The following is a 22,694-nucleotide window of genomic DNA, read 5'->3' as shown; positions in this document are numbered from 1 at the left end:
ACAAATGTCTCGGGGCTAAGGTGGCGGTCCATGGGTCATTGTCTCAGTGAACAAAGACGGGAATCTCGAAACCAATTGGAGAGATCTCAATGGATAAAGCTACGGAAAAGAACCTGGCGGACTTGCGCGAGCTGGTAGCGGCCCAGCAAATGAAGCTGGATGCGCTATGGGCCAAGGTGGAAGGTGCGCCTGAGGCAGGCAAAGAACTGGCTACCATTAAGGCGCGTATGGCAGAGCTGGACGTAAAAGAAAAAAAAGGCGTGGTAGCGCCAATCGAAATAGGCACTGAAGTTTTGAGATCTGTCCGTGCGATGACGGAGAAAGACGCCCTGCAGATAATTGTGCAAACCAAAAGAGTGAAGATCAATGTGGTCGATGAGATCACGCTAAAGGACGTGACACTGAAAAACCAAAAAATAACTGTGCAGGCGCCGACCGACCTCGGTGAAGGTCTATTGGTTGTCATTGACTTAATTAACGAACGCTGGGGGAAAATCATTACCCTCGCATATGATGTGAAAGCAAACGCGCAGGGACTCTATCTCGTACTGCGCGATGCCGCTTCGCAAAAAAAATTCCGTCAGCAAGAAGAAGAAAATTCCGTCAGCCAGAAGAGCAACTCCTACGAAGAAAGCGTTAAGGCCAAATCAGCAAACTCACCGACGGCGTAATCAAAAAATGTGCATCGGCGGTTTCCCGCGTGATGCCGTAACGAGATTTAGGCACGAAAATCGCAGCGAAGCGGCGCTTATGTGATAGTTGAACGCCGTAGTTCAGATCTGATCGCACAGCTACGCCCAATTCCTAATACGGATCGCTTCGAGCTTTTCTACTTGGTCAAATACAGATGGCCGCTGGCGTACGTTTGGCAACTTTGGGCAATGAAGCTCATGCTTGAAAGTGCTCGTGAGATCGTCGAAAATGATCCGATGTATCGCGTCCCGCGCGCTCGGTGACGCCTCCAAAGCTGGCTAAAAGTCGGACTAAGTGGTCATGGCTCGGTGAAGCATGCCTACTAAGGTTATCGTCTTGGGCGGCGGTGTCGCCGGCATGAGTGCCGCGCACGAGTTGGTCGAGCGCGGCTTTGATGTCGTGGTGCTCGAGAGCGGCGATATTGCGGGAGGCAAGGCCCGCAGCATTCCCGTCTTCCACGAGGGCGAGGACACCAGCGGACATCAGGTCGCCGATGGCGCTGGGAGTTCGATCCAGCATCGGGTGCCCGGCGAGCATGGGTTTCGATTCTTCCCAGGTTTCTACAAGCACGTAATCGAGACCATGCGCCGCATACCGTCGTTTGACGGGAGCAAGGTGGCGGATCACCTGGTGCCGACCACGCGACTGGAGTTCACGCAATACGACGAGCCCCCGTTCGTCGTACCGGCGGGCTTTCCGCTCTCGCCCCGCGATGCCGGCACCACGTTGCGGGACATCCTGCTGTTGTTCGAACACTCCACCGGCCTCACACCCGACGATCTGGCATTCTTCGGTGCGCGCGTCTGGCAGATACTCACGTCGTGCCCCCAGCGCCGGCTCGCAGAATACGAACGCACGAGCTGGTGGGAGTTCGTCGGCGCCGAGCAGCGGTCGGAGTCATACCAGAAGTTCCTCGCCACCGGCATAACGCGCTCGCTGGTGGCGTCCAAAGCGCGCAAGGCCAGTGCGCGCACTATCGGCGACATCTTTGTGCAGCTGGTGCTCACGATCCTGAATCCGATCGCGGGATCGACTGATCGCGTGCTCGATGGGCCGACGAATCTCGTCTGGATCGACCCGTGGCTTGCGTATCTCGAATCGAGAGGGGTGCGGTACGTCAAGAACGCACGGGTCGAGGAGATCCTTTACGAGAGCGGACGGATCACCGGCGTCGTCGCTCGCCAGCACGGCCAGCGCATCATGGTGCATGGCGACCACTACGTGGCGGCGCTCCCGCTCGAGGACATCGCCCCCCTGGTGAGCGACCGCCTGGCGGCAGCCGACCCGACGCTCGCCAACCTGCGCGCGCTGGCTCCGAACCTGGAGTGGATGAACGGCGTGCAGTTCTATCTGCACCGCGCGGTGCCGTCGGCGCACGGGCACGTGATTCACATCGACACCGAATGGGCGCTCACGAGCATCTCGCAGCTTCAGTTCTGGCGTGATGTGCCGTCTGAGCTGTTCCGAGACAGCGATGTGCACGGCATCCTCTCGGTCGATCTTTCTGATTGGACGGCGCCGGGATCGGACGGACGCCCAGCCATGCGGTGCTCGCGTGAAGAGGTGGTGCGCGAGACATGGAATCAACTCAAGCGCTCGCTCAATGATGCCGGTGATGAGGTGCTGCGCGATGAGGATTTGCATTCGTGGTTCCTCAGCGCAAACATTGAGAACGATCCCGCACGCCCGGGCTGGCTACGGAATTCCGAGCCGCTTCTGGTGAACCAAGTCGAAACCTGGGCCTTGCGTCCCGAGGCGACCACCGCCATTCCAAACCTTTTTCTGGCGTCGGACTACGTTCGCACGCATACCGACCTCGCGACGATGGAGGCAGCCAATGAGGCAGCTCGGCGCGCAGTGAATGGCCTGCTTGACGCCGTGAAATTCGACGGAAGCCGCTGTGAGCTGTGGCCGCTGCACGAACCTGAAATCCTCCTGCCATGGCGGCTGCGCGATGCTGCGCGATACCAGGCCGGCCTGCCGTGGGACGCTTCACTCGCGCAGGTAGCTGCCCACGCCTTACGCGGTGCGTCGCCGCTGCTGGAGCAGGCGAGCTCCCTGCTCGAGCAGGTATCGCCGTTCACCCATGCCGTCGCCGACACGCTCGACTCGCACAGTGCCGCCGCGGATGATGTCGGCGCGCTTGATGCGGTCGACCCGGCGACGATGGCGCGCCGCTTGGTTGATGTGCCCACCCTGCAGGATGCGTTGATCAAGGTCGCGGATACTGTGCCATTGGCCGGCGAGATCGTAGGCCCGGCCGGCTTTCTGGACCGCCTGGTGTGGTATCGCGACATGCTGGCCGATATGCTCACAGAAGGTGTACCGACGTGGGAACCGCAGCGCCACCTGTATGGGCTCGTGACGGATTTCATGGGCCGGTCAGGCAAGGGCCTTCGTCCTGCCCTCTGCATCGCGACCGCGAGAGCGCTGGGCGGCCGCGCGGAGGATGCGTTTCCTGCCGCCGCCGGCCTGGAAATGCTGCACAATGCATTTCTCGTGCACGACGATATTGAAGACGGTAGCGACTGGCGGCGTGGCGTTGCGACAATGCATCGCCGCGCCGGGATTCCAATTGCCGTGAACACCGGCGATTCCATGAACGCACTCGCTATGCGCCTTTTCCGCAAGACCGGCGAGCGGCTCGGCCCGGTGACGGCGCTGCGCATCTTCGACGAAGTCGATCACATGGTCGTCGAGACCTTGGAGGGGCAGGCCAACGAACTAGGATGGGTACGAGACAATGATCTCACAGTTACGACAGACGATTATCTGCGGCTCGTGCTCAAGAAAACGGCCTGGTACAGCTTCATTCACCCCATGCGGATTGGTGCACTCGTTGCCAACGGCGAGGACCAGAATCTCGGTCGATTTGATCGGTTTGGCTATCTGCTTGGACTGGCTTTCCAGATCACCGACGATGTTCTTAACCTGGTTGGCGACATTGGGCGTTACGGCAAGGAGATCGACGGAGATCTCTGGGAAGGCAAACGGACGCTTCTGCTCGCGCACGCCCTGGGTCGGGCGAATCCCACTGACCGTGCGTGGATTAGCACCTTTCTGGCGCGGCCCCGCGAGCGACGTTTGCCGCGCGAAGTGCTGAGGCTACATCAGATCATCGCGGACGGCGGGAGCATCCCATGGGCGCAGCGAGCGGCAGCCGAATTTGCAGAGGCTGCAGCGCGCGAATTCCACAACTCGGCGTTCGCCGGTGTGCCTGCAGGTCCAGACCTCGAATGGCTGCGCACTTGCATAAACTTCCTGACCCAGCGCGACGCGTAATCGGGTTCAGGTTGGAATGAATGGGGGCATCGTAACCCGATTGCTCTTAGATCCCTTGATTGAGTCCCGCCAGGAAAGCTGCATCTGCGCGCGACCGCGGCACAGCCGTCCTACTGCAATTTTCCAGGGTTATAGTAGGTTGTCGCGGAACGTCTGCGCGACAACGTTCGGCAGCACCGGAGAATCGTATGGAGCGCCTCAGCAAGCCAATCGATGCGGACATCCCGTTGCTTGAGAAAAGCGCTGATCAGCTCGGCTATGTGGTGCCCGATCTTGAGCAAGCCATCAAGGGCTGGATAGACCAGGGTATCGGGCCCTGGCTCACGATTGGTCCGGTGGTGGTCACTGATAACAAGTATCTGGAGAGGCCCTCACGCCCGCTGATCATGTTCGGATTCTGCCAGGTCGGCGGGGTGCAGCTGGAGCTTATTCAGCCGCTCGACAATGAGCCGTCAAGCTGGCGCGCCTTTCTTGCGGCCGGAAGGAGCGGTCTTCAGCACTGCGGTTTTTGCGTCGAGCCGCACGATTACCAGCGGTCCGTCGCGCAGACCAAGGCGTGTGGCGCGACGATCCAGCAGATGATGTCTTTTTCGGGCGCCCGCTTCACCTATTTTTCCCTGCCTGCTCGCGCCGGTCCTCTGATGGAACGAATTCGTCTTGGAGAGGTGGCGCCTGAAAAAGCAAATGCAGTGCGCAATTCCATCGCGGGGGGTTGCGAGATCGTAGAACTGATCGAGCTCCAGCCCCGTATCCGCGAGATGTTCGCAAAAGTTACGCAAGCAGCGGCCACTTGGGACGGCAAGGCCAGGCCCGTTCGTCACCTGATAGGGCCTGTCGCAAAGGCAGCAATCGGTTCGCACTTGCTCCGAACTATGCGATTCCGGTGATGTATTTTCGTGGCGGCGCGACGCACGGTATGTGGCGGCATACTCGCCTTTGACGGCGGCGCATTGGCCTTGATCGCGATCCGCTGCACTGGCATCACGCCGAACGAGCGCGGCCGGTTTGCGAGGCTTGGCGGCCAAGCTCGATCCGCCGACATCGCGCGGCGATCCTTTGAAATCGATGGTTGCGGTCATGGCGGCATCGATGCGCGCGCCTGTTCGAGCGATCAATTGCGCGACGTTTCGCTGCTCTCGCTCATGCCTTGAGCTGCTCCAGCAGCGATTTGGCCTCCTTCAAGTCCAGCGTGTCGAAACCCTCGGTGAACCAACCATAGACCGGGGCGAGAATATCGTGGGCCTGCTGTCGTTTGCCCTGATCGTACCACAGCCGCGCCATGCTCACAGCCGCACGCAGTTCCCAGGACTTTGCCTGCTGCTGACGAGCGACCGCCAGCGCATGTTCGAAATATTCTTCCGCTTTCGTTGCGTTTGGGTTGGGCGACGATAGCTCGATTTCGCCTGCCATGCGCTTGATCTCGGCCTCAAACCAACTTTCCTTGGTTGTTTCTACCTGGGTCATCGCTTCGCGAATGCAGTCCCGTGCATCATCGAAGTGGTCGAGTTCAGCATGAGCGCCCGCCAGATACGACAAGCAGAATGGCACTAGCGCTGTTGCCGCCGTTGACCGACGTGCGATGATACCCGAGTCGATCACATGGACCGCGTCTGAGGCCTTCCCAGTGAGGGCCAAGACGCAACCTTGGACCACCATTCCGAGCGACCCCCAAAACAATGAACCTCTCTCGTCTGCCAGGGGGACAAGTTCATTAGCTTCGGCGCTTGCTGCCGCATAGTTTCCGCAGCAGATATGCGTAAAGGATGTATGGAACAGGGCATACATCAAAGTGGCTGCTTGGCCGATCTCGCGCGCTTCCTTGAGCGCCTGTTCAGCGTCTCTGCCTGCAGCCTCCGGGAAGCCAAGAAGCCATAGAGCCCAGGACCGATAGGATAGGGCTGCGACCCTAATGTCCTGGCCAAATCGAGCCGCCAGCGTACGATGCTCGGCGGGTTCGTAGATCGCGATCGCCTGATCGTAATGTGCCAGACTTTCTGCAAGGACGCCCGTACACGTCAGAGACGTAGCCATAATACGATGCCCAAGCATGAGCGGAACCATTGTTCCCTGCTTCTCGGCAAGCGCCAAGCACTCTGTCGCAAGGTCGAGGAGAGCGTCGCTTTTGAACTTTATATAGTTCGTGACCCAGAACCCATAGAGGACTGAAAACAGGAGCAACGGGTCTTCAGGGGGCTCTCCGAGTGACTCCGCTTGCTCGATGAAGGCGCGGGCTCGATCGAGAGATGCGATAGTCTCAGGGGCCGCGTGGCCCTTGGTGTTCATCAAGGCATTCACAAGCGCGACCTCCAGTTTGATCTGGTCGCCACGCAGCGCTGGTGTGCCCGGCAGCGTCGCAATCTGTGAAAGAGCGCGGATTAGCTGAACCGTCGCCTCTACTAGCGCTGAACGCGCTAGCGACCGCTGTCCCGCCTTGCCCCATAAGGCCGCCGCCCTCTCGATCAGCCCGGCCTCAGTGCAGTGATGTGCTAGCCGTTCCGGCTGGCTCTCGGCTGTTTCGGCGAATTGGCTTTCAATTGCTTCGGCAATGCGTGCATGGAGCGCGCGGCGGGGCTGGCGCAGCAACGTGCTATAGGACGCGTCCCGCACCAAAGCATGCTTGAATAGGTAAGTTGCATTCGGCGGCGAGCCTAACCTGAAAAGCAAACCAGCCTTTATGAGACGGTTCAGCACTGATCCCAGTTCCGCCGCTGGCACGCGCACCACCGCCGCCAGGAGAGCATGCGAAAACTCCCGGCCGATCGCCGCGCCAATCTGTGCCACTTCTTTGGCGGGGCCGAGCCGGTCGAGCCGCGACATCAATGAGGCGTGCAAACTTGCGGGGACTGCCCAGGCCGGGGACGGAATGACGGCAATCGTGCGTTCGACTGCGCCGTGGCCCTCCGCCTCCAGCACTGCCTTCGTCATCTCCTCCACGAACAGGGGGACGCCATCGGTACGTTCGATGATGTCCTGCCTGATGCCCGCCGGCAGCAGCTTGCTGCCGACTACGCCGTCGATCATGGCGCCGACTTGGTGTTTCGTCAGCCGATTGATCGTCATGGCGGTCACGTGCTGCCGCCCGATCCAGGGCGGATCGAATTCCGGGCGGAATATCACAATCATTAGCGCGCGAAGGGTCTCAATCCTGGCCACGATCCGGCCGAAAGCTTCTAGGCTCGTAGGATCGGTCCAATGCGCATCCTCAAAGATTATCAAGACTGGGCTTTGCCGTGTAAGCGCTTCTAATTGTGAGATGAGCGCTTCGAATGTTCGCTGCCTGTGCTGCTGCGGGGTCAATTTGAGGGCGGGATAGCGTCCATCATTCGGAAGCGACAGCATCTCGGCAAAGAGCGAAGCGTCCCCGATCGAGGTCGAGGTCTGAGCGAGCAGGGTATCAAGCTTGTCGAGCCTCGCGTGCAGTGTATCGTCGTGCGCCAGCCCGGCGGCACGTTCCATCTGCCCGATGATCGGATATAGCGCGCTGTCGGTGTGCTGCGGCGAGCAGACATAGCGCAAACGCGTATGCGGCTCTCCGGTGAGTCGTTCCAGAAGCGCGGCAGTGAGACGCGACTTGCCGATCCCAGCCTCACCGGCGATCAGGACCGCCTGGCCTTCACCTGTCTTTGCCCTGGCCCAACGCTGTAGAAGCAATTCGAGTTCTTCCTCCCGCCCGACGAGGGCAGTCAGGCCAGTCGCGTGTAGCGCCTCGAAGCGGCTCTCCACGGAGCTCGCCCGCAACGCCACCCAGGCCCGCGTTGGCGCGGCGATGCCCTTGAGGTCCTGCGGCCGGAGGTCTTGTAGCTCGAAGAGGTTTCCGAGCAGCCTTCGGGTGCCTTCGGCGATGACAACCGTGCTCGGCTCAGCGATCCCCTGCAGACGAGACGCCAGGTTCGGCGTCTCGCCCACCACCCCGCGTTCCTGGGCCTCGCCGGCACCAACGAGATCGCCAACCACGACCAAGCCTGTCGCGACCCCGATACGCACCCGGAGCGGCTCCTGGATACCCAGATTGCCGATCGCCTCGATGATCGCCAGTCCTGCGCGGACGGCACGCTCGGCATCATCCTCATGAGCGTGGGGATAGCCGAAATAGATGAGCACCCCATCGCCCATGTACCTGGCCACGAAGCCGTCGAACCGGGCGACCGTCTCCGCGACGCACTTATGATAAGCGCCGATTACCGAACGCAGATCCTCTGGGTCGAGCGTGGTCGAGAGCGCGGTCGAGCCAACGAGGTCGGTGAACATCACCGTCAGTTGGCGACGCTCGGCGTCGTCTCGCCGAGTTGGCTCGATATCCACGAGTGCAGAAGGTGCCGTTACGGCAGCCGAGACGTTGCTGAGATCGCGGATCGCATGCAGCATTTTCAACCGGTGGCCGAGCGAAACGCCAAGGTCTTTGAGATGTTGGTCGGTCAAGTCGGGGAGAACGGCCATATCAATGTCGTTCTCGGCGAACCTCTGCGCATACTCGGACAGGCCGAGCTTTTTGAGCCAGTCCGCAATTTGTTGCACCGCGGTCACCGTGATCCGTGCGTCGCCTATCTAAGTGTTGGCCCGACGACTACAGAAAGAGATTACACAAGAAAGACCGCGAAAGCACGTCCTCACGGGCGCGGAATCGCGATACCAATCGAGCCCTGAATGCCCGCCCTGTGCGCTAGCGATTGGTATAGAGGACCAACAAATCAATGCATGACGTACCGACGCTCGACATGGAGCAGGCCCGGGCGCTATTCCGACAGTTTGCCGAATCCGTGCCCGCGCGGACCTCGGACCAGCGAATTGCTGATCGATGCGCTGGCGAAGATCGCCTGCCCGGGCCCCCCGGCAAAATTGATTTGCCGCTCGGGGCACCGGACCGTTCTCTGGAAGTCGACGACCTTGCTTCACGCAGTCGATGCAGATGAACACCGCATCGATCCAACCGCATCGATCCAAGAGCGCAGCTGCGTCCGCCCACACCCGCCGCAGTAGCAAACATGTTGCCCGCTAGACTAGGCAAATCCGCCGAGGCGCTTGGCGATGCGGTGCGGATGGCAAGTGATTTTGCTCAGCGCGTCGACATTGTCGAGCGCTGGGTCGGGTCGATGCTCGAAAGCGGCACGCAGGACTGCGCGATCGGCCTCTCGTCCCGGATGATGGTCGCCGCCGGCGGCCGCGCGCGGATCAAGGACTGTGTTGCAAAATCCGGCCTTAGCCAGTCAATTCCAGCGCCGGTTTGCGACGCAAGTCGGAATGGCACCAAAGCTGTTCGCACGCACCATCCGGGTTCGACCGGGCGCTGGCGTCTCGTCGCAATACCCCGAGCCGTTCGTGGAAGGATATCATCCACGAACTCGGTTATTTCGACCAGGCCGATTTCATCCGCGAACGCCACGCCTTTGCCGGTCTGCCGCCTGGCGGCTTCGTCGGCGAGTGGGACAACATCTTTTTTCCGGCGGATGACTGAAATTTACAAGCGCACTTCTGGGTCCTCGCGCTAGGTCTGTCGTCAATCGAGCTGCGGGAGAGCGGTTGTCATGTTGACGAATCTGGCGCGCTTCAATGCCATCATAGAGCGCGGCTTTTCCCAAGGCGACCTCACGGACGCGGACGAAATCTGCGCCGAGAACCTCGTCGAGCGCGAGTATCTGTCGCCCACCGATATTCCCGGTCCGCAAATCCTGAAGGCGCAAATCGAGGATGCGAGGCGTAGCATCAGGGATCTGACACTTGCGGTCGAAGCGGTCGTGGAGGCTGGCGATACTGTGTGGGCACGCAGCAAGGCAACGGGCGTCGATCCACGCTCGGGCAAGCCAGTCGCCATTGATGTCATGGACATCTGCCGCTTTGCCGACGGCAAGCTCGTTGAGCGCTGGGGGGTGCCGGACCGGTTTGCGCTTCTTCATCAGGTTGGAGCGCTGCCGCCACGCAAATAGGTCGAATGGGCCCATTTGAGTCGAAAAAAATCCCGTAACCAATGGCCTCCTTTCAGGCGCCCCTCCGAACTAATCGATCCGCGATTCCTTGGAAATCAGCCAAATCAACTCGCGATTCAATGGAATCCCGCGAGATCGCACCACAATTCTTTGGAATTCGACTCGTGAATCGTTGGAATCGAATCGGACCCAATTTGGCGCGACAGTGGTTGATTTGCTTGGTGGGCCCGGCAGGACTCGAACCTGCAACCAGACCGTTATGAGCGGCCGGCTCTAACCATTGAGCTACAGGCCCCGCCGCGAGACGGCCGCGGAAACGCGCGGCCGGCAACGGTGCGCGGTTCGTTTACAGGGATGGAGGCGGGGGTGCAATGCTGGCTCTGGCGTAAGGGAACGCCGAAGCAGTACCGCGTGTAATTTTTGAATAACCGAAACTGGCGATGATGCACTCATACGCCTGTTTTGCCCGACGAGTCAAATGGCCCTCGCGAGGAGCCATTTTTCATCGTGCGTAACCCCTTGTAATCGCTGGCCTGTTCTACGGTGCATGGGGTTGTTTTCGCAGTTATTGTGTTGAGGGAGACCCTTGGGTCCCCCGAACGTCTTGCCAGCGGGCGGACGAAGCCGGCCGCGAGGTCTGCCTAGTCCACCGAAACCCCGGCGAACTCCACCACCTTCTTCCACTTCTCGGTCTCATCCGCGACCAGCTTGCCGAACTCGGCGGGCGTCATTGGCTTCGGGATGCCGCCATTCTCGGTCAGCCGCGCGATGACCTTCGGGTCCTTCAGGGCTTCGCCGACGGCCTTGTTGAGGATCTCGATCACCTCGGGCGGCGTGCCCTTCGGCGCGGAGATGCCGTAGAAGCCGACCGATTCGAAGCCCGGCACGGTCTCGGCGATCGCCGGCACGTCGGGCACGGTTGGCCAGCGCTGCGGCGAGGTGACGCCGATGGCGCGGACAGTGCCACCGCGCGACTGCTCGAGCGCGGAGGGAAGGTTGTCGAAGATCAGCTGCACCTTGTTGGAGATGATGTCGGGGAAGGCGATGGCCGAGCCGCGATAGGGCACGTGCACCATGTCGCACTTGGTCATCACCTTGAAGAGCTCCGCCGACATGTGCACCGAGGTGCCGTTGCCGGACGAGGCAAAGGAGATCTTGCCGGGATTGGCCTTGCAGTAGTCGATGAACTCCTGAACCGTCTTCACCGGCATCGCATTGGAGACGACCAGCATGTTGGTGAGCTGCATGATGCTCGCGACCGGCACGGTGTCGCGCAGGAAGTCGTAAGGCAGCTTCTTGTAGAGCGAGGTCGAGATCGCGTTGTTGGGTGCGACAAACAAGAGCGTATAGCCGTCGGGCGCTGCGTTGATCGCGGCGGCGGCCGCGATGTTGCCGCCGGAGCCGGCGCGGTTCTCGACGATGAATTGCTGGCCGAGGCGATCCGAGAGCGCCTGCGCCATGATCCGCGCCACGATGTCGACCGGGCCACCGGCGGCGAAGCCGATCATCCAGTGCACGGGGCGGTCGGGGTAGCCGGCGGCGGAGGCGGGAGGGGAGGCGTTGAGAAGAGTTGAAAGGAACAGCAGCCCAAAAACAGTGTTACGCAAAATTCGCAACATGACGTCTCCCATTGTTCTATTGTCGTTGGGCTGCATGCTTTCACAAAAACCGCCCGCTGCCTACATCGCCGCAAGTCGATGTTGACGCGGGGCGGTCGGGACTCATCATGAGATTCGCAATCACAATCCTTCTCGGCGCGGCGCTGCTCGCAAATCCACTCGCAAGCCCCGCCGCTGCTCAAACCGGAGGCAAGGCCATTCCGACCACGACACTCAGCCTGGGCACCGCGACGCCCGGCGGCGGCTTTCCGCTCTATGGCAATGCCTTTGCGGAAGCGATGAACGCGGCCGATCCGCAAATCACCATCGCGCCCCGCAACACCAAGGGCAGCAACGAGAACATTCCGCTGCTGGAGAAGGGCGAGCTCGATCTCGCGCTGGTCGCGGGCGAGCCGGCCTACGAGGCCTTTGCCGGCATCGGCCGCGCGCCTGTGCGGTTGAAGATACTCACCGCGATCTATTCCAACCCCGGCATGTTCGTGGTGCGGGCGGACAGTCCGTACAAGACCATTCGCGATCTCGTCGGCCAGCCCGTCGCGTTCGGCGCCAAAGGTTCGGGCCTGCCGATCCTGGCGCGCTACGTGCTCGATGGCCTCGGCCTGAAGCAGGACGAGGATTTCAAGGCGATCTATCTCGACCGCGCCGGCGATGGCCCCGCGATGGTCGAGGATGGCCGCGTCGTCGCGTTGTGGGGTGCCGGCATCGGCTGGCCCGGCTTTGCCGCGGTGGCATCGAGTGCGTCAGGCGCGCGCTTCATTGCGCCGACCGCTGAGGAGATCACGCGCATTCGCGCCAAGCATGCGTTCCTGAAGCCGCTCACCGTGCCGGCCGGCTCCTATCCGAAGCAGGCCGAGCCGATCGCCTCGCTCGGCTCGTGGAGTTTCGTCCTCACGCGCGAAGACCTGCCCGATGACGTCGCCTATCGTCTCGCGAAGACGCTGCACGGCGCCGAGGCGACGTTCTGCAAGCAGCTCGCGCAGGCCTGCGAGACCACGGCGTCGAACACGGTCGCGGCAGCGCCGAAGCCGGAGCTGATCCATCCGGGCGTGAAAAAATACTTCCGCGAAATCGGTGTCATGAAATAGGACGCGACTGCATCGACAATCGTCGTGCCCGGGCTTGTCCCGGGCATCCACGTTCTTGGCGCCGTACGAAAGATCGTGGATGGCCGGGACAAGCCCGGCCATGACGACGACCTCTCGCTACAGCATCACTTCTTCACCAGCGGACACGCCGGGTCCGGTGGGCCAAACGCCTTGTCGCCCGAGATGGTCGTGAGGATCTTGTAATAGTCCCACGGATATTTGCTCTCCTCCGGCGTCTTCACCTGCACCAGCCAGAGATCGTGCACCATCAGATTGTCCTCGCGCAGTTTGCCGTTGCGGGCGAAGAAATCCTCGATCGGTTTTTCCCGCATCTTGGCCGCGACCTTGAGCGGATCGTCGGTGCCGGTCTCCTTGATGGCGTTGAGATAGTGCATCACGCTCGAATAGACGCCGGCCTGCCACATCGACGGCATCTTGTTCATCTTGGCGAAATAGCGCTTCGACCATTCGCGGGTCTTGTCATCCATGTCCCAGTAGAACGACGTGGTCAGCAACAGCCCTTGCGCCGCCTGCAGGCCGAGGCCGTGGATGTCGGTGATCAGCGCCAGCAGCGCCGCCATCTGCTGGCCGCTCTTGAACACGCCGAACTCCGAGCCGGTCTTGATCTCGTTCATGTTGTTCGGGGGACCGGCGGCAATGCCGATGATCTTGGCCTTGGAGGCCTGCGCCTGCAGCACGAAGGAGGAGAGGTCGGGGGTTGCCAGCGGCGGCCGCACCGAGCCCAGCACCTTGCCGCCATTGGCGGTGACGACGCTGGAGGCGTCGCGCTCCAGCGAATGGCCGAAGGCGTAGTCGTCGGTGATGAAGAACCAGCTGTCGCCGCCGCGCTTCACCACCGCATCCGCAGTGCCGACCGCGAGTGCGCGGGTGTCGAACACCCACTGGATCGCGTAGGGCGAGCAGAACTTGCCGTGGAAATCCGCCGTGCCGGTGGAGTGGGTGATGAACAGCCGCTTCTTCTCGTTGGCGACGTTCTGCACCGCGAGCCCGACCGCGGAAACCGGCACGTCGACGATCAGGTCGACCTGGTCGACATCGTACCAGCGCCGCGCGATGCCGCCGCCGATATCGGCCTTGAGCTGGTGGTCGCCGATCACGATGCTGATCGGCTTGCCGAGCACCTTGCCGCCGAAATCGTCGATCGCCATCTGCGCCGCCGTCACCGAACCCTGGCCGGTCGGCGCGGAGGCGGGGCCGTTCATGTCGGTGAGCACGCCGATCTTGACGATGTCGTCGGAAACCTGCGCCGACGCCGTACCCGGCAGCAGCGCCGCCGCCAAGAACGTCGCTGCAAAGCCGGCCGCGACCGGAAGTCCAAATCTCGTTGGATTCACGCTTGTCCTCCCCTGATCCGGCTCGTTGGCCGGTGTTGCCCGGGTATGGCCCGGCTGAATTGGTTTCTTTTGCAACTATTTGGGGGCGGGCGTCAACGTCAGGCCGCGAAGCGGATCTGTCCCGCCGGCGAGGGATCGTAGCCGGTCAGCTCCTCGGCGCGCTGTCGCAGCCGTCTTTCGCTGAGGAACCGGATCAGGGCCTGCATCGGCGGGCGGAAATAGCTGCGTTGCCGCATTGCGAGATCAAAATTCTCCCAGACCAGCGGCACGAAATCGAGCCCGGCCGAGCGCGCCGCCGCACGCGTCGCGATTCCGCAATCGGCTTGTCCCGCGCGGACGATCTCGGCGAGATCCGGCCCGGTGAGCGCCGGTGTCTCGATCCGGCGCAGATCGCGCGTCGAGGCGCCGGCGCGCTTCAACAGCACGTCGAGCAGCATCTGCGCGCCTGTGCCCTGTTGTCGCATCGCCATCCTGACACCGAGCGCAAGCACGTCGGAGAGGCCGCGCAGGCGTTTCGGATTGCCCGGCGGCAGCACGAGACCCTGCTCGCGGCGCACGAATGCGACCAGCACCGCATCATGCAGGTCAGGCGCGTCACGCAGCGTCGTCGCACTGGCGTCGGAAGCAAGATTGCCGTCGGCCTCCAGGCTGTGGAAGTGCACCGCCGCCGCCATCACCTCGTCGCGTTGCAAGCGCTCGAGCCCGCGCGCGCTGCCCTCGCTCATCGATCCCAGGCCCGAGCCGGATTCACGCAGGCTCCAGTCCAAAAGCTCGTCCTGGCTGCCGCCCACGACCGGCGGCGGCTCCGCAGTCAGCATGCCGGCCGGCCGCGCCAGTCCCGACAGGACCCAGAGGTCGAGCTCGTGCCGCGGGAAGAGCCACTTCCCGGTCACCTTGGTGCAGGGGATCGCGCCAGTGGTGACGAGTTCGTAGAGCTTGCGTTCGCCGAGCCGAAGGTAGTCGGCGGCTTCGCTGGTCGTCAGGAATTCCATCCTGCATTCCTATGCAAATTCTTGCTTCTTTTTGGCGTTCGACGCAGGTGGAATTCTGCATTTCAATTTACGTCCGGCAGGACCATGCCCGATCATCTCGCTGCTTTGCAACACATCCTCACGCGCGATCTCTGCTTTGGTGAACGATCCTGAAGCACCCGCGTGGCGCGGGCCTTGCGGCCGTCGCGCTCGCAATTGCAATGGGCGCACCGCGCGAGCCGCATTGCCGAAATGTCCCGAGTGGGGAGCGCAACGCGCAAACGCGTCACGAGTGTGGCGCAATCGATCATCATCATGATCGCGTCTTAGCCAATGGGAACCCGATCATGGTCGTCCGCCGCCTGTCCGTTGCACTCGCGCTTCTCTGCGGCCTCGCCGCGGGCGTGGCGGCGTCATTTGCGGAGGACCGCGCGATCGTGCTGGCCTCGACCACGGCGACACAGGAGTCCGGCCTGCTCGATCATCTGCTACCGATCTTCCGCGAGAAGACCGGCATCGAGGTGACGGTGATCGCGCGGCGTGCCGATGAAGTGCTCGACGGCGCACGCAGGGGCGAAGTCGACGTCGTGCTGATGCACGCACGGCCGCAGGAGGAGAAATTCGTCGCCGACGGTTTTGGCGTGAAGCGTTTTGACGTGATGTACAACGACTATGTGCTGATCGGACCGAAGAACGATCCCGCCGCCGTGAAAGGCAAGGACATCGCCACCGCGCTGAAGGCGATCGAGGCCAAGGGCGCGCCGTTCGTGACGCGCGGCGATCGCTCGGGCACCCATGGCGCGGAGCTCGCGCTCTGGATCGTCGCCGGCATCGATATCGCCGCTGCCAAGGGCGCATGGTATCGCGAAGTCAAGCAAGGGATGGACGCAGCCCTCGACGCGGCGCGCACGGCGAACGCCTATGTGCTGTCCGACCGCGGCAGCTGGATCGCCTTCAAGGATCGCGGCGATCTCGACATCGTCGTGGAAGGCGACAAGCGGCTGCTCAATCAGTACGGCGCGATGCTGGTGAATCCGGAAAAGTTTCCGGACGTGAAGAAGGAGCTGGGGCAGACCTTCGTCGACTGGCTGATTTCGCCGGAGGGGCAGGCGGCGATCGCCGGCTACAAGGTCGACGGACAGCAGCTGTTCTTCCCCAATGCGGCCAAGTCCGGCGGCTGAGCTTCGCGTTGCCAGCGGTTGCCAAACCGGGCGATGCATGGTCCATCATGGCGCATGACCCAGCGCCTGCCGCCAGCACTGACGCCGCTCGACACTGCGCTCGCCGCGTTGCTGCGAGGCGTTGATCCGATCGCGACGATCGAGTTGCCCCTGGCGGAGGCCGCCGGCTGCATCGCGGCAGGGACGCCGCTGCTTGCGGCCTGTCCGTCGTGCGACATCGCCGCTGCGGATGGCTGGGCGCTCTGCGCCAACGATATTGTCGGCGCGTCCGCCTATTCGCCGCTGCCTCTGACGACGGCGCCCGTTTGGGTCGATGCCGGCGACGCGATGCCGCCGGGATGTGATTGTGTGCTCGATGCCGACGCAGTCGAGGTGTCGGGTCCACTCGCCCAAGTGCTGGCGGAGGGCGTGCCCGGACGGGGCGTCAGGCGTGCCGGAAGCGACATTGCCGGGCGGGCGCCCGCCGTGGCAGAAGGGCATTTGATCCATCCTGCCGCCTTGCTGCTCGCGCGCACCGCCGGTGTTGAAAAGCTGAGCGTACGGCGGCCGCGGCTGGGCATCGTCAACGTGCCGGGTGCGGCCGTGACGGCGCACATGATTGCCGAGATCGCGCGCGCGGCAGGGCTGCAGGTGCAAGCGCGCGAAGCTGCCGCGCGAGATGCGGCATCGATCGCGGAAGCGCTCGGCGATCTCGCCTGCGATCTCGTCGTGACGGTCGGCGGCAGCGGCGCAGGCCGCCGGGATGCCGCGGTTAGCGCGCTGGCCCGGCATGGTGACGTGCTCGCCCATGGCCTCGCGCTCCAGCCCGGACGCACCGCCGCGGTCGGGCGGCTCGGACCGGTTCCAATCGTCGCGTTGCCCGGCTCGCCCGATCATGCGCTTGCCGCCTGGCTCGCGCTCGTGCTGCCGCTCGTCGATCGGCTGTCGGCGCGGCAGTTACGCCGCCGCATGACCTTGCCGCTTGCGCGAAAAATCGCATCCAGTGTCGGCATCGCCGAAATCGCCCTGCTGGCCGAGGAACATCATGCGTGGCTCCCGCTTGCGGTGGGGGAATGGCCGCTTCAGGCCATTGCCCGGGCCGATGCATGGCTGCTCGTTCCCGCCAGCCACGAGGGATTTGCGGCAGGAACGCCGGTCGATGCCTATCTGATGCGGGAATGATATGGGTTTGGCATGACGATGATCCCGCAATCGCAAGACCGTAGCGCGCTCGAACAGGAGCAGTTCCTCCAGATCCTCTCGCGCGAGGACGCGCTGGCGCGCTTTGAAGCTGCGTTGTTCCCGCGCGCGGTCCCGAGCGAGACGCGCAAGCTTGCCGATGCGCTCGGCGCGGCGCTGGCCGAAGACATCACGGCGCCCCTCGACGTTCCGCCGTTCGACCGTTCCAACGTTGACGGCTTTGCCGTGCGCTCGGCCGATCTCGCCGCGGCCGGCGAAGGCGCGCCCGTTCGCCTTGCGCTGAACGGCGAGACCATTCACTGCGGCACCGCGCCGAAGCTGCAAGTGGCGACAGGAACCGCAACGCCGATCGCAACCGGCGGGCCGCTACCGCGCGGCGCCGACGCCGTCGTCATGGTGGAGCACACCCAGCCTGCCGGATCCGATGCGATCGACGTCCGGCGAGCCGTCTCGCCGGGACAGTTCGTGTCCTACGCAGGCTCCGACATCGCGCGCGGCGAGGCGCTGCTGCGCGCCGGCACGATCATCGGCTCGCGTGAGATCGGCATGCTGGCGGCTTGCGGCATCGCCGAGGTGACTGTCGCGCGTAAGCCGCGTGTTGCCGTGATCTCCACCGGTGACGAATTGGTTCAGCCCGGCGAGGCGCTCGCGCCGGCTGCGATCTACGACACCAACGGCGCCATCGTCGCTGCCGCGATCGACGAGAATGGCGGCGAGGCGGTGTTCCTCGGCGCCATTCCCGACGATGAGGCAAAACTCGAAGCCGCCATGCGCCGCGCGCTGGCGGACGCCGACATGCTGGTGCTCTCGGGCGGCACCTCGAAGGGCGCGGGTGACGTGTCCCATCGCATCATCGGCCGGCTCGGCCAGCCTGGCATCCTCGCGCATGGCGTCGCACTTAAACCCGGCAAGCCGCTGTGCCTTGCGGTGTGCGACGGCAAGCCCGTGGTGATCCTGCCGGGCTTCCCGACCTCGGCGATGTTCACCTTCCACGACATGATCGTGCCGGTGCTGCGTCGGATGGCCGGGCTGCCGCCACGCTCCGATGCCAAGGTAAGCGCGACCGTGCCGGTGCGCATCGCCTCCGAGCTCGGCCGCACCGAGTTCGTCATGGTCTCGCTGGTCGGCGGCAAGGACGGCCTGATCGCCTATCCCTCCGGCAAGGGGTCCGGTGCGATCACGTCGTTCGCGCAGGCCGACGGTTTTCTGCGCATCGACGCGCTCGCCGACCAGATGCCGGCAGGGACCGACGCCGAGGTGACGCTGTTCACGCCGCATGTGCGGGTGCCCGATCTCGTCATCGTCGGCAGCCATTGCACCGGGCTCGATCTCGTCACGGCGCAACTCGCGCATGCGGGGCTGACCGTGCGCTCGATCGCGGTCGGCAGCCTCGGCGGACTCGCGGCGGCGAAGCGGGGCGAATGCGATCTCGCGCCGATCCATCTGTTCGACGACAAGAGCGAGACCTACAACACGCCTTACCTCGTTGAGGGGCTCGAGCTCGTGCCGGGCTGGCGGCGGATGCAGGGCATCGTGTTCCGCAAGGGCGACAAACGTTTCGAGGGGCTCGGTGCGAAGGAAGCAGTTGCCGCCGCGCTCGCGGACCCCGCCTGCATCATGGTCAACCGTAACCAGGGCGCCGGCACGCGCATCCTGATCGACCGGCTGCTCGGCGGTGCGCGCCCGGAAGGTTACTGGAACCAGCCGCGCTCGCACAATGCCGTGGCTGCGGCTGTCGCGCAGCACCGTGCCGACTGGGGCATGACCATTGCGCCGGTCGCCCATGCGGTCGGTCTCGGTTTCATTCCGCTCGCGGAAGAGCATTATGATTTCGCGCTGGTGACAGCGCGCAAGCAGCGGTCGGCCGTCCAGGCCTTTCTCGACGCACTCGGCTCGGACGAGGCGCGTACGGCGCTGGAGCGGGCGGGCTTCCGGCCTGCGTAGATCGACGACGCGGCGTTCAAGCCGCGCGACGGGGTGGGGGACGCGATGGCAAGGCCGCTTTCGGTTGCGATCGTCGGTGCCGGCATGGGCGGGCTCGCGACGGCCGCGGCGCTTCGGCGCGTCGGTATCGATGTGATGGTCTACGAGCAGGCCTCCCAGTTCGCCCGCATCGGCGCCGGCATCCAGATCGGCTGCAACGCAATGAAGGTGCTGCGCGCGCTGGGGCTGGAGGCGCGGATGCGCGAGCACTCGTTCTATCCACGCTCCTGGAACAACCGCGACTGGAAGAGCGGCGACATCAAGTTCGACATGATCTTCGGCGAGAGCGCGGAAGAGAAGTTCGGCGCGCCCTATCTGCTCGCCCATCGCGGTGATCTCCACGCTGCGCTGGCGAGCGTGGTGCCGAACGAATTTGTGCGGCTCAGTCACAAGCTCGTCGGTCTCGACCAGACCGGCGGTGGTGTCTGGCTGACCTTTGCCGATGGTACGCGTGCCATCGCCGATGCCGTGGTCGGCGCGGACGGCGTCCATTCGACGGTCCGCGATCTCCTGTTCGACACCGCGCCGGCCAAATTCACCGGCCGCGTCGCCTATCGCACCACCTATCCCGCCGCGCTGCTCGGCGGCGCAGGGATCGACGACTGCACCAAATGGTGGGGCGAGGACCGCCACATCGTGATCTATTACGTCAAGCCTGATCGCAGCGAGGTCTATCTCGTCACCAGCCAGCCCGAGCCGGACTTTCGCATCGAGTCCTGGTCGGCGAGGGGCGACGTGCGCGACCTGCGCGCATCATTCGAAGGCTTTCATCCGCAGGTCACTCGGGTGCTCTCCGCCTGTCCCGACGTGCACAAATGGGCGATCATGGACCGTGACGCGCTGGAGCACTGGGCCGACGGCAAGGTGACGTTGCTCGGCGATGCCTGCCATCCGATGACGCCCTACATGGCGCAAGGTGCGGCGATGGCAATCGAGGACGCCGCCGTGCTGTCGCGCTGCCTCGACGGTGTCGGCCGCGACGGCGTCGCCAATGCGTTCCGCCGCTTCGAGGCTACCCGCAAGGTGCGCACGACGCGGGTGCAGGAGGCCTCGCGCGCCAACATCTGGCTCAAGGAGAGGACCGATACGAGCTGGGTTTACGGCTACGACCCCTGGGAAGTGCCGCTGGCGGCTTGAACCGTCTGCTCGCGCTTGCGCCGACGCTTCTTGTCAGGAGGCCGCATCCAGCGCGGCCAGCCGCTCTGCTTCGGCGATGTCCTCGACCGTGTTGGCGTTGAAGAACGGATCGAGCGGCTCGGCCGGCCACGTTACCGTCGCCAGCGGATAGCGCGCGGTCCAGCGGTCGATCTTGCGGAGGTCTTCGACGACCAGCGCGTGACGCAGCTCGTCGCGCAAGGCGACGCGCCACAGACCTATCACCGGATGTGATTGATCGCCTGATGCGGCGACCGCGAGCTGGGCGTTCTCGCGCTCCCGCGCCTCGTGCAACTGCGCCACGAGATCGCGCGGCAGGAACGGGCAGTCGCCTGCGGCGCTCAGCACCCATTCGATGTCAGGCCGGTTCGCCGCCGTCCAGTCGAGCGCGGCAAGGATGCCGGCGAGGGGCCCGGGGAAGCCGGGTACGTCATCGGCGACAACGGGCAGACCGAACGCCGCGAAGCGTGCGGGATCGCCATTCGCGTTGAGGATCAATCCGCTGCATTGCGGCGTCAATCGCGCGATCACGCGCTCAAGGATGGTGCGGCCGCCGATGGTCCGCATCGGCTTGTCGCCGCCGCCCATGCGCCGTGCGAGGCCGCCTGCGAGCAGCACGCCCTGCGTTGCCGGAAAGTCAGTCGTCACCACCTTCACCCTTGCGTTTGTGCTTCGTCGATTCCTCCTCGACGTAAGCAAGGTTCTGGTCGTAGACGATCCGCTCTTCGCCCGCGAGCGCGATGAAGCGCTTACCGCGCGTGCGGCCGACCAGCGTCAGTCCGACCTGGCGGGCAAGATCGACGCCCCAGGCGGTGAAGCCGGAGCGCGACACCAGGATCGGAATGCCCATGCGCACGGTCTTGATGACCATTTCCGAGGTCAGCCGTCCCGTGGTGTAGAGGATCTTGTCGGAGGCATCGACGCCGTGGCGGTACATCCAGCCCGCGATCTTGTCGACCGCGTTGTGACGGCCGACGTCCTCGGTGTAGCAGAGCGGCTCGCCCTCCTTGCACAGCACGCAGCCATGGATCGCGCCGGCCTCCAGATAAAGCGAGGGCATGGTGTTGATGGTCTGCGTCATCTGGTAGAGCCAGGAGGTGCGCAGCTCGGCCTTCGGCAACGCGACGCTCTCGACCGCCTCTAACAGGTCGCCGAACGCGGTGCCCTGCGCGCAGCCCGAGGTCTGGGTGCGCTTCTTCAGCTTGGCTTCGAAATTGGTGTGATGCCCGGTGCGCACCACCACCACCTGGAGGTCGTCGTCGTATTCGACCTCAGTGACCTCGTCATTATATTTCAGCATGTTCTGGTTGAGCAGATAGCCCAGCGCCAGATATTCCGGGTAGTCGCCGATCGTCATCATGGTGACGATCTCCTGCGAATTCAGGTAGAGCGTCAGCGGCCGTTCCATCGGCACCTTGATCTCGACCTTGGCGCCGGTCTGGTCGGTGCCGGTCACGCGCTCCGTCAGGCGCGGGTCGTCAGGGTTCGGAACGATCAGGGGCACCGGGGCTTTGTCGATCTTCATCATGGCCGCGACGTTAGCATGACATTCGGGTCAAGCCGATATAAGCATGCCGTGGAGACAACGAAATGCCTCCGTTCGTCATTGCGAGCGAAGCGAAGCAATCCAGAACTATATCCGCGGTGGCAGTCTGGATTGCTTCGCTGCGCTCGCAATGACGGGGAGAGGCCAGGGGTTCCATCGGCTGACGAGCCGTTGGCGGAGATCGAACGGACATGAAAGTCATCGGCCTTGCGGGCTGGAGCGGTGCGGGCAAGACCACGCTGTTGACGCGGCTGATCCCGCATTTCAACGCGCAAGGCCTGCGCGTCTCCGTCATCAAGCATGCCCATCACCAGTTCGACGTCGACGTGCCCGGCAAGGATTCCTGGCGCCACCGCGAGGCCGGCGCGGCCGAGGTGCTGGTTGCGTCGTCGAACCGCTGGGCCCTGATGCATGAATTGCGCGGCGCCGAGGAACCGCGGCTGCCGGAGCTCCTGGGCAAGCTGTCGGCCGTCGATCTCGTCGTGGTCGAAGGCTTCAAGCGCGAGCCGCACCGCAAGATCGAGGTGCATCGCGCCGGCAACGGCAAGCCGCTGCTGTTTCCCGATGATCCCGGGATTGTCGGGATTGCGACCGACATTGCCATTGAAACCCGCCTGCCGACCGTCCATCTCGATGATATCGAGGCTGCCGCGGCGTTGCTGCTGCGTGCGGCGATGCCGGTCGAGGAAGCGGTGGCAAAAAGCGCCGCGATACGCTGACGAGG

17 protein-coding genes and 1 tRNA gene are annotated in these 22,694 nt (G+C 63.5%); 11 read left to right on the top strand and 7 right to left on the bottom strand.

Translation table 11 applies throughout. From position 1 onward, the window contains the following. The first annotated feature begins 89 nt into the window (after positions 1-89). The 3 genes from CT676_RS23840 to CT676_RS23830 all read left to right on the top strand — a co-directional run bounded on the left by CT676_RS23840 (position 90) and on the right by CT676_RS23830 (position 4,862). Positions 90-671: a hypothetical protein gene (locus CT676_RS23840; RefSeq protein ID WP_085402187.1), complete on the top strand. Its 582-nt coding sequence runs from the start codon at positions 90-92 to the stop codon at positions 669-671. Positions 672-1,029: 358 nt separating this feature from the next. Then, on the top strand, positions 1,030-3,975 hold the full coding sequence (locus CT676_RS23835) for an FAD-dependent oxidoreductase (protein WP_201266197.1): 2,946 nt from the start codon (positions 1,030-1,032) through the stop codon (positions 3,973-3,975). A 188-nt stretch (positions 3,976-4,163) separates the two neighbouring features. Continuing rightward, a complete protein-coding gene (locus CT676_RS23830) occupies positions 4,164-4,862 on the top strand; it encodes a VOC family protein (RefSeq protein ID WP_085402185.1) in 699 nt (232 codons plus the stop codon). Positions 4,863-5,115: 253 nt separating this feature from the next. Here CT676_RS23830 and CT676_RS23820 read toward each other — a convergent pair whose 3' ends face one another. Then, positions 5,116-8,499 (bottom strand): adenylate/guanylate cyclase domain-containing protein, encoded by a 3,384-nt coding sequence (locus CT676_RS23820; protein ID WP_135215530.1) that lies wholly within the window; start codon positions 8,497-8,499, stop codon positions 5,116-5,118. A 697-nt stretch (positions 8,500-9,196) separates the two neighbouring features. On the opposite strand from CT676_RS23820, the gene CT676_RS23815 reads away from it, so the two are divergent. Continuing rightward, entirely contained in the window at positions 9,197-9,427 is a 231-nt protein-coding gene (locus tag CT676_RS23815) for a hypothetical protein (RefSeq protein WP_085402182.1), read from the top strand. Between the two features lie 70 nt (positions 9,428-9,497). After that, on the top strand, positions 9,498-9,896 hold the full coding sequence (locus CT676_RS23810; protein ID WP_085402181.1) for an ester cyclase: 399 nt from the start codon (positions 9,498-9,500) through the stop codon (positions 9,894-9,896). Positions 9,897-10,115: 219 nt separating this feature from the next. On the opposite strand, the gene CT676_RS23805 is transcribed toward CT676_RS23810, so the two are convergent. Continuing rightward, positions 10,116-10,191 (bottom strand) — tRNA-Ile (locus CT676_RS23805). A 346-nt stretch (positions 10,192-10,537) separates the two neighbouring features. After that, positions 10,538-11,515, bottom strand: a complete 978-nt coding sequence (locus tag CT676_RS23800; protein ID WP_085402202.1) for a tripartite tricarboxylate transporter substrate binding protein — start codon at positions 11,513-11,515, stop codon at positions 10,538-10,540. Positions 11,516-11,622: 107 nt separating this feature from the next. Between CT676_RS23800 and CT676_RS23795 the strand changes: the two genes are divergently transcribed. Beyond that, positions 11,623-12,600, top strand: a complete 978-nt coding sequence (locus CT676_RS23795; protein ID WP_085402180.1) for a TAXI family TRAP transporter solute-binding subunit — start codon at positions 11,623-11,625, stop codon at positions 12,598-12,600. A 125-nt stretch (positions 12,601-12,725) separates the two neighbouring features. On the opposite strand, the gene CT676_RS23785 is transcribed toward CT676_RS23795, so the two are convergent. Both CT676_RS23785 and CT676_RS23780 read right to left on the bottom strand, forming a co-directional pair. Further along, on the bottom strand, positions 12,726-13,955 hold the full coding sequence (locus CT676_RS23785) for an ABC transporter substrate-binding protein (RefSeq protein WP_085402179.1): 1,230 nt from the start codon (positions 13,953-13,955) through the stop codon (positions 12,726-12,728). A 98-nt stretch (positions 13,956-14,053) separates the two neighbouring features. Further along, entirely contained in the window at positions 14,054-14,947 is an 894-nt protein-coding gene (locus CT676_RS23780) for a helix-turn-helix transcriptional regulator (protein WP_063985273.1), read from the bottom strand. 326 nt (positions 14,948-15,273) lie between these two features. Between CT676_RS23780 and CT676_RS23775 the strand changes: the two genes are divergently transcribed. Genes CT676_RS23775 through CT676_RS23760 form a run of 4 tightly spaced genes read left to right on the top strand, consistent with a single transcriptional unit; the run spans position 15,274 to position 20,406 of the window. Continuing rightward, complete coding sequence (locus CT676_RS23775) at positions 15,274-16,107, top strand: substrate-binding domain-containing protein (RefSeq protein WP_085402178.1); 834 nt, start codon at positions 15,274-15,276, stop codon at positions 16,105-16,107. Positions 16,108-16,161: 54 nt separating this feature from the next. Beyond that, the gene (locus CT676_RS23770) at positions 16,162-17,268 is read left to right on the top strand and encodes a molybdopterin-binding protein (protein WP_085402177.1); all 1,107 of its coding nucleotides are present in this window, start codon (positions 16,162-16,164) and stop codon (positions 17,266-17,268) included. Between the two features lie 12 nt (positions 17,269-17,280). After that, positions 17,281-19,230, top strand: coding sequence for a molybdopterin biosynthesis protein (locus CT676_RS23765; protein WP_085402176.1), 1,950 nt, complete (start codon positions 17,281-17,283; stop codon positions 19,228-19,230). 45 nt (positions 19,231-19,275) lie between these two features. Further along, positions 19,276-20,406 carry an FAD-dependent monooxygenase gene (locus tag CT676_RS23760; protein WP_135215528.1) on the top strand — a complete coding sequence of 377 codons (1,131 nt, stop codon included), beginning with the start codon at positions 19,276-19,278 and terminating at the stop codon, positions 20,404-20,406. Positions 20,407-20,439: 33 nt separating this feature from the next. Here CT676_RS23760 and mobA read toward each other — a convergent pair whose 3' ends face one another. Further along, entirely contained in the window at positions 20,440-21,075 is a 636-nt protein-coding gene (gene mobA / locus CT676_RS23755; RefSeq protein WP_085402200.1) for a molybdenum cofactor guanylyltransferase MobA, read from the bottom strand. Next, positions 21,062-21,952 (bottom strand): formate dehydrogenase accessory sulfurtransferase FdhD, encoded by an 891-nt coding sequence (fdhD, locus tag CT676_RS23750; RefSeq protein WP_085402175.1) that lies wholly within the window; start codon positions 21,950-21,952, stop codon positions 21,062-21,064. The genes mobA and fdhD overlap by 14 nt, the downstream gene beginning before the upstream one ends. A 209-nt stretch (positions 21,953-22,161) precedes the next feature. On the opposite strand from fdhD, the gene mobB reads away from it, so the two are divergent. After that, on the top strand, positions 22,162-22,689 hold the full coding sequence (mobB, locus tag CT676_RS23745) for a molybdopterin-guanine dinucleotide biosynthesis protein B (protein ID WP_085402174.1): 528 nt from the start codon (positions 22,162-22,164) through the stop codon (positions 22,687-22,689). Positions 22,690-22,694 lie beyond the last annotated feature (5 nt).

The sequence above is a fragment of the Bradyrhizobium sp. MOS001 genome, from assembly GCF_004634465.1.
GTDB classification, from domain to species: domain Bacteria; phylum Pseudomonadota; class Alphaproteobacteria; order Rhizobiales; family Xanthobacteraceae; genus Bradyrhizobium; species Bradyrhizobium barranii.
This window is presented reverse-complemented; position numbering and strand designations above follow the sequence as displayed.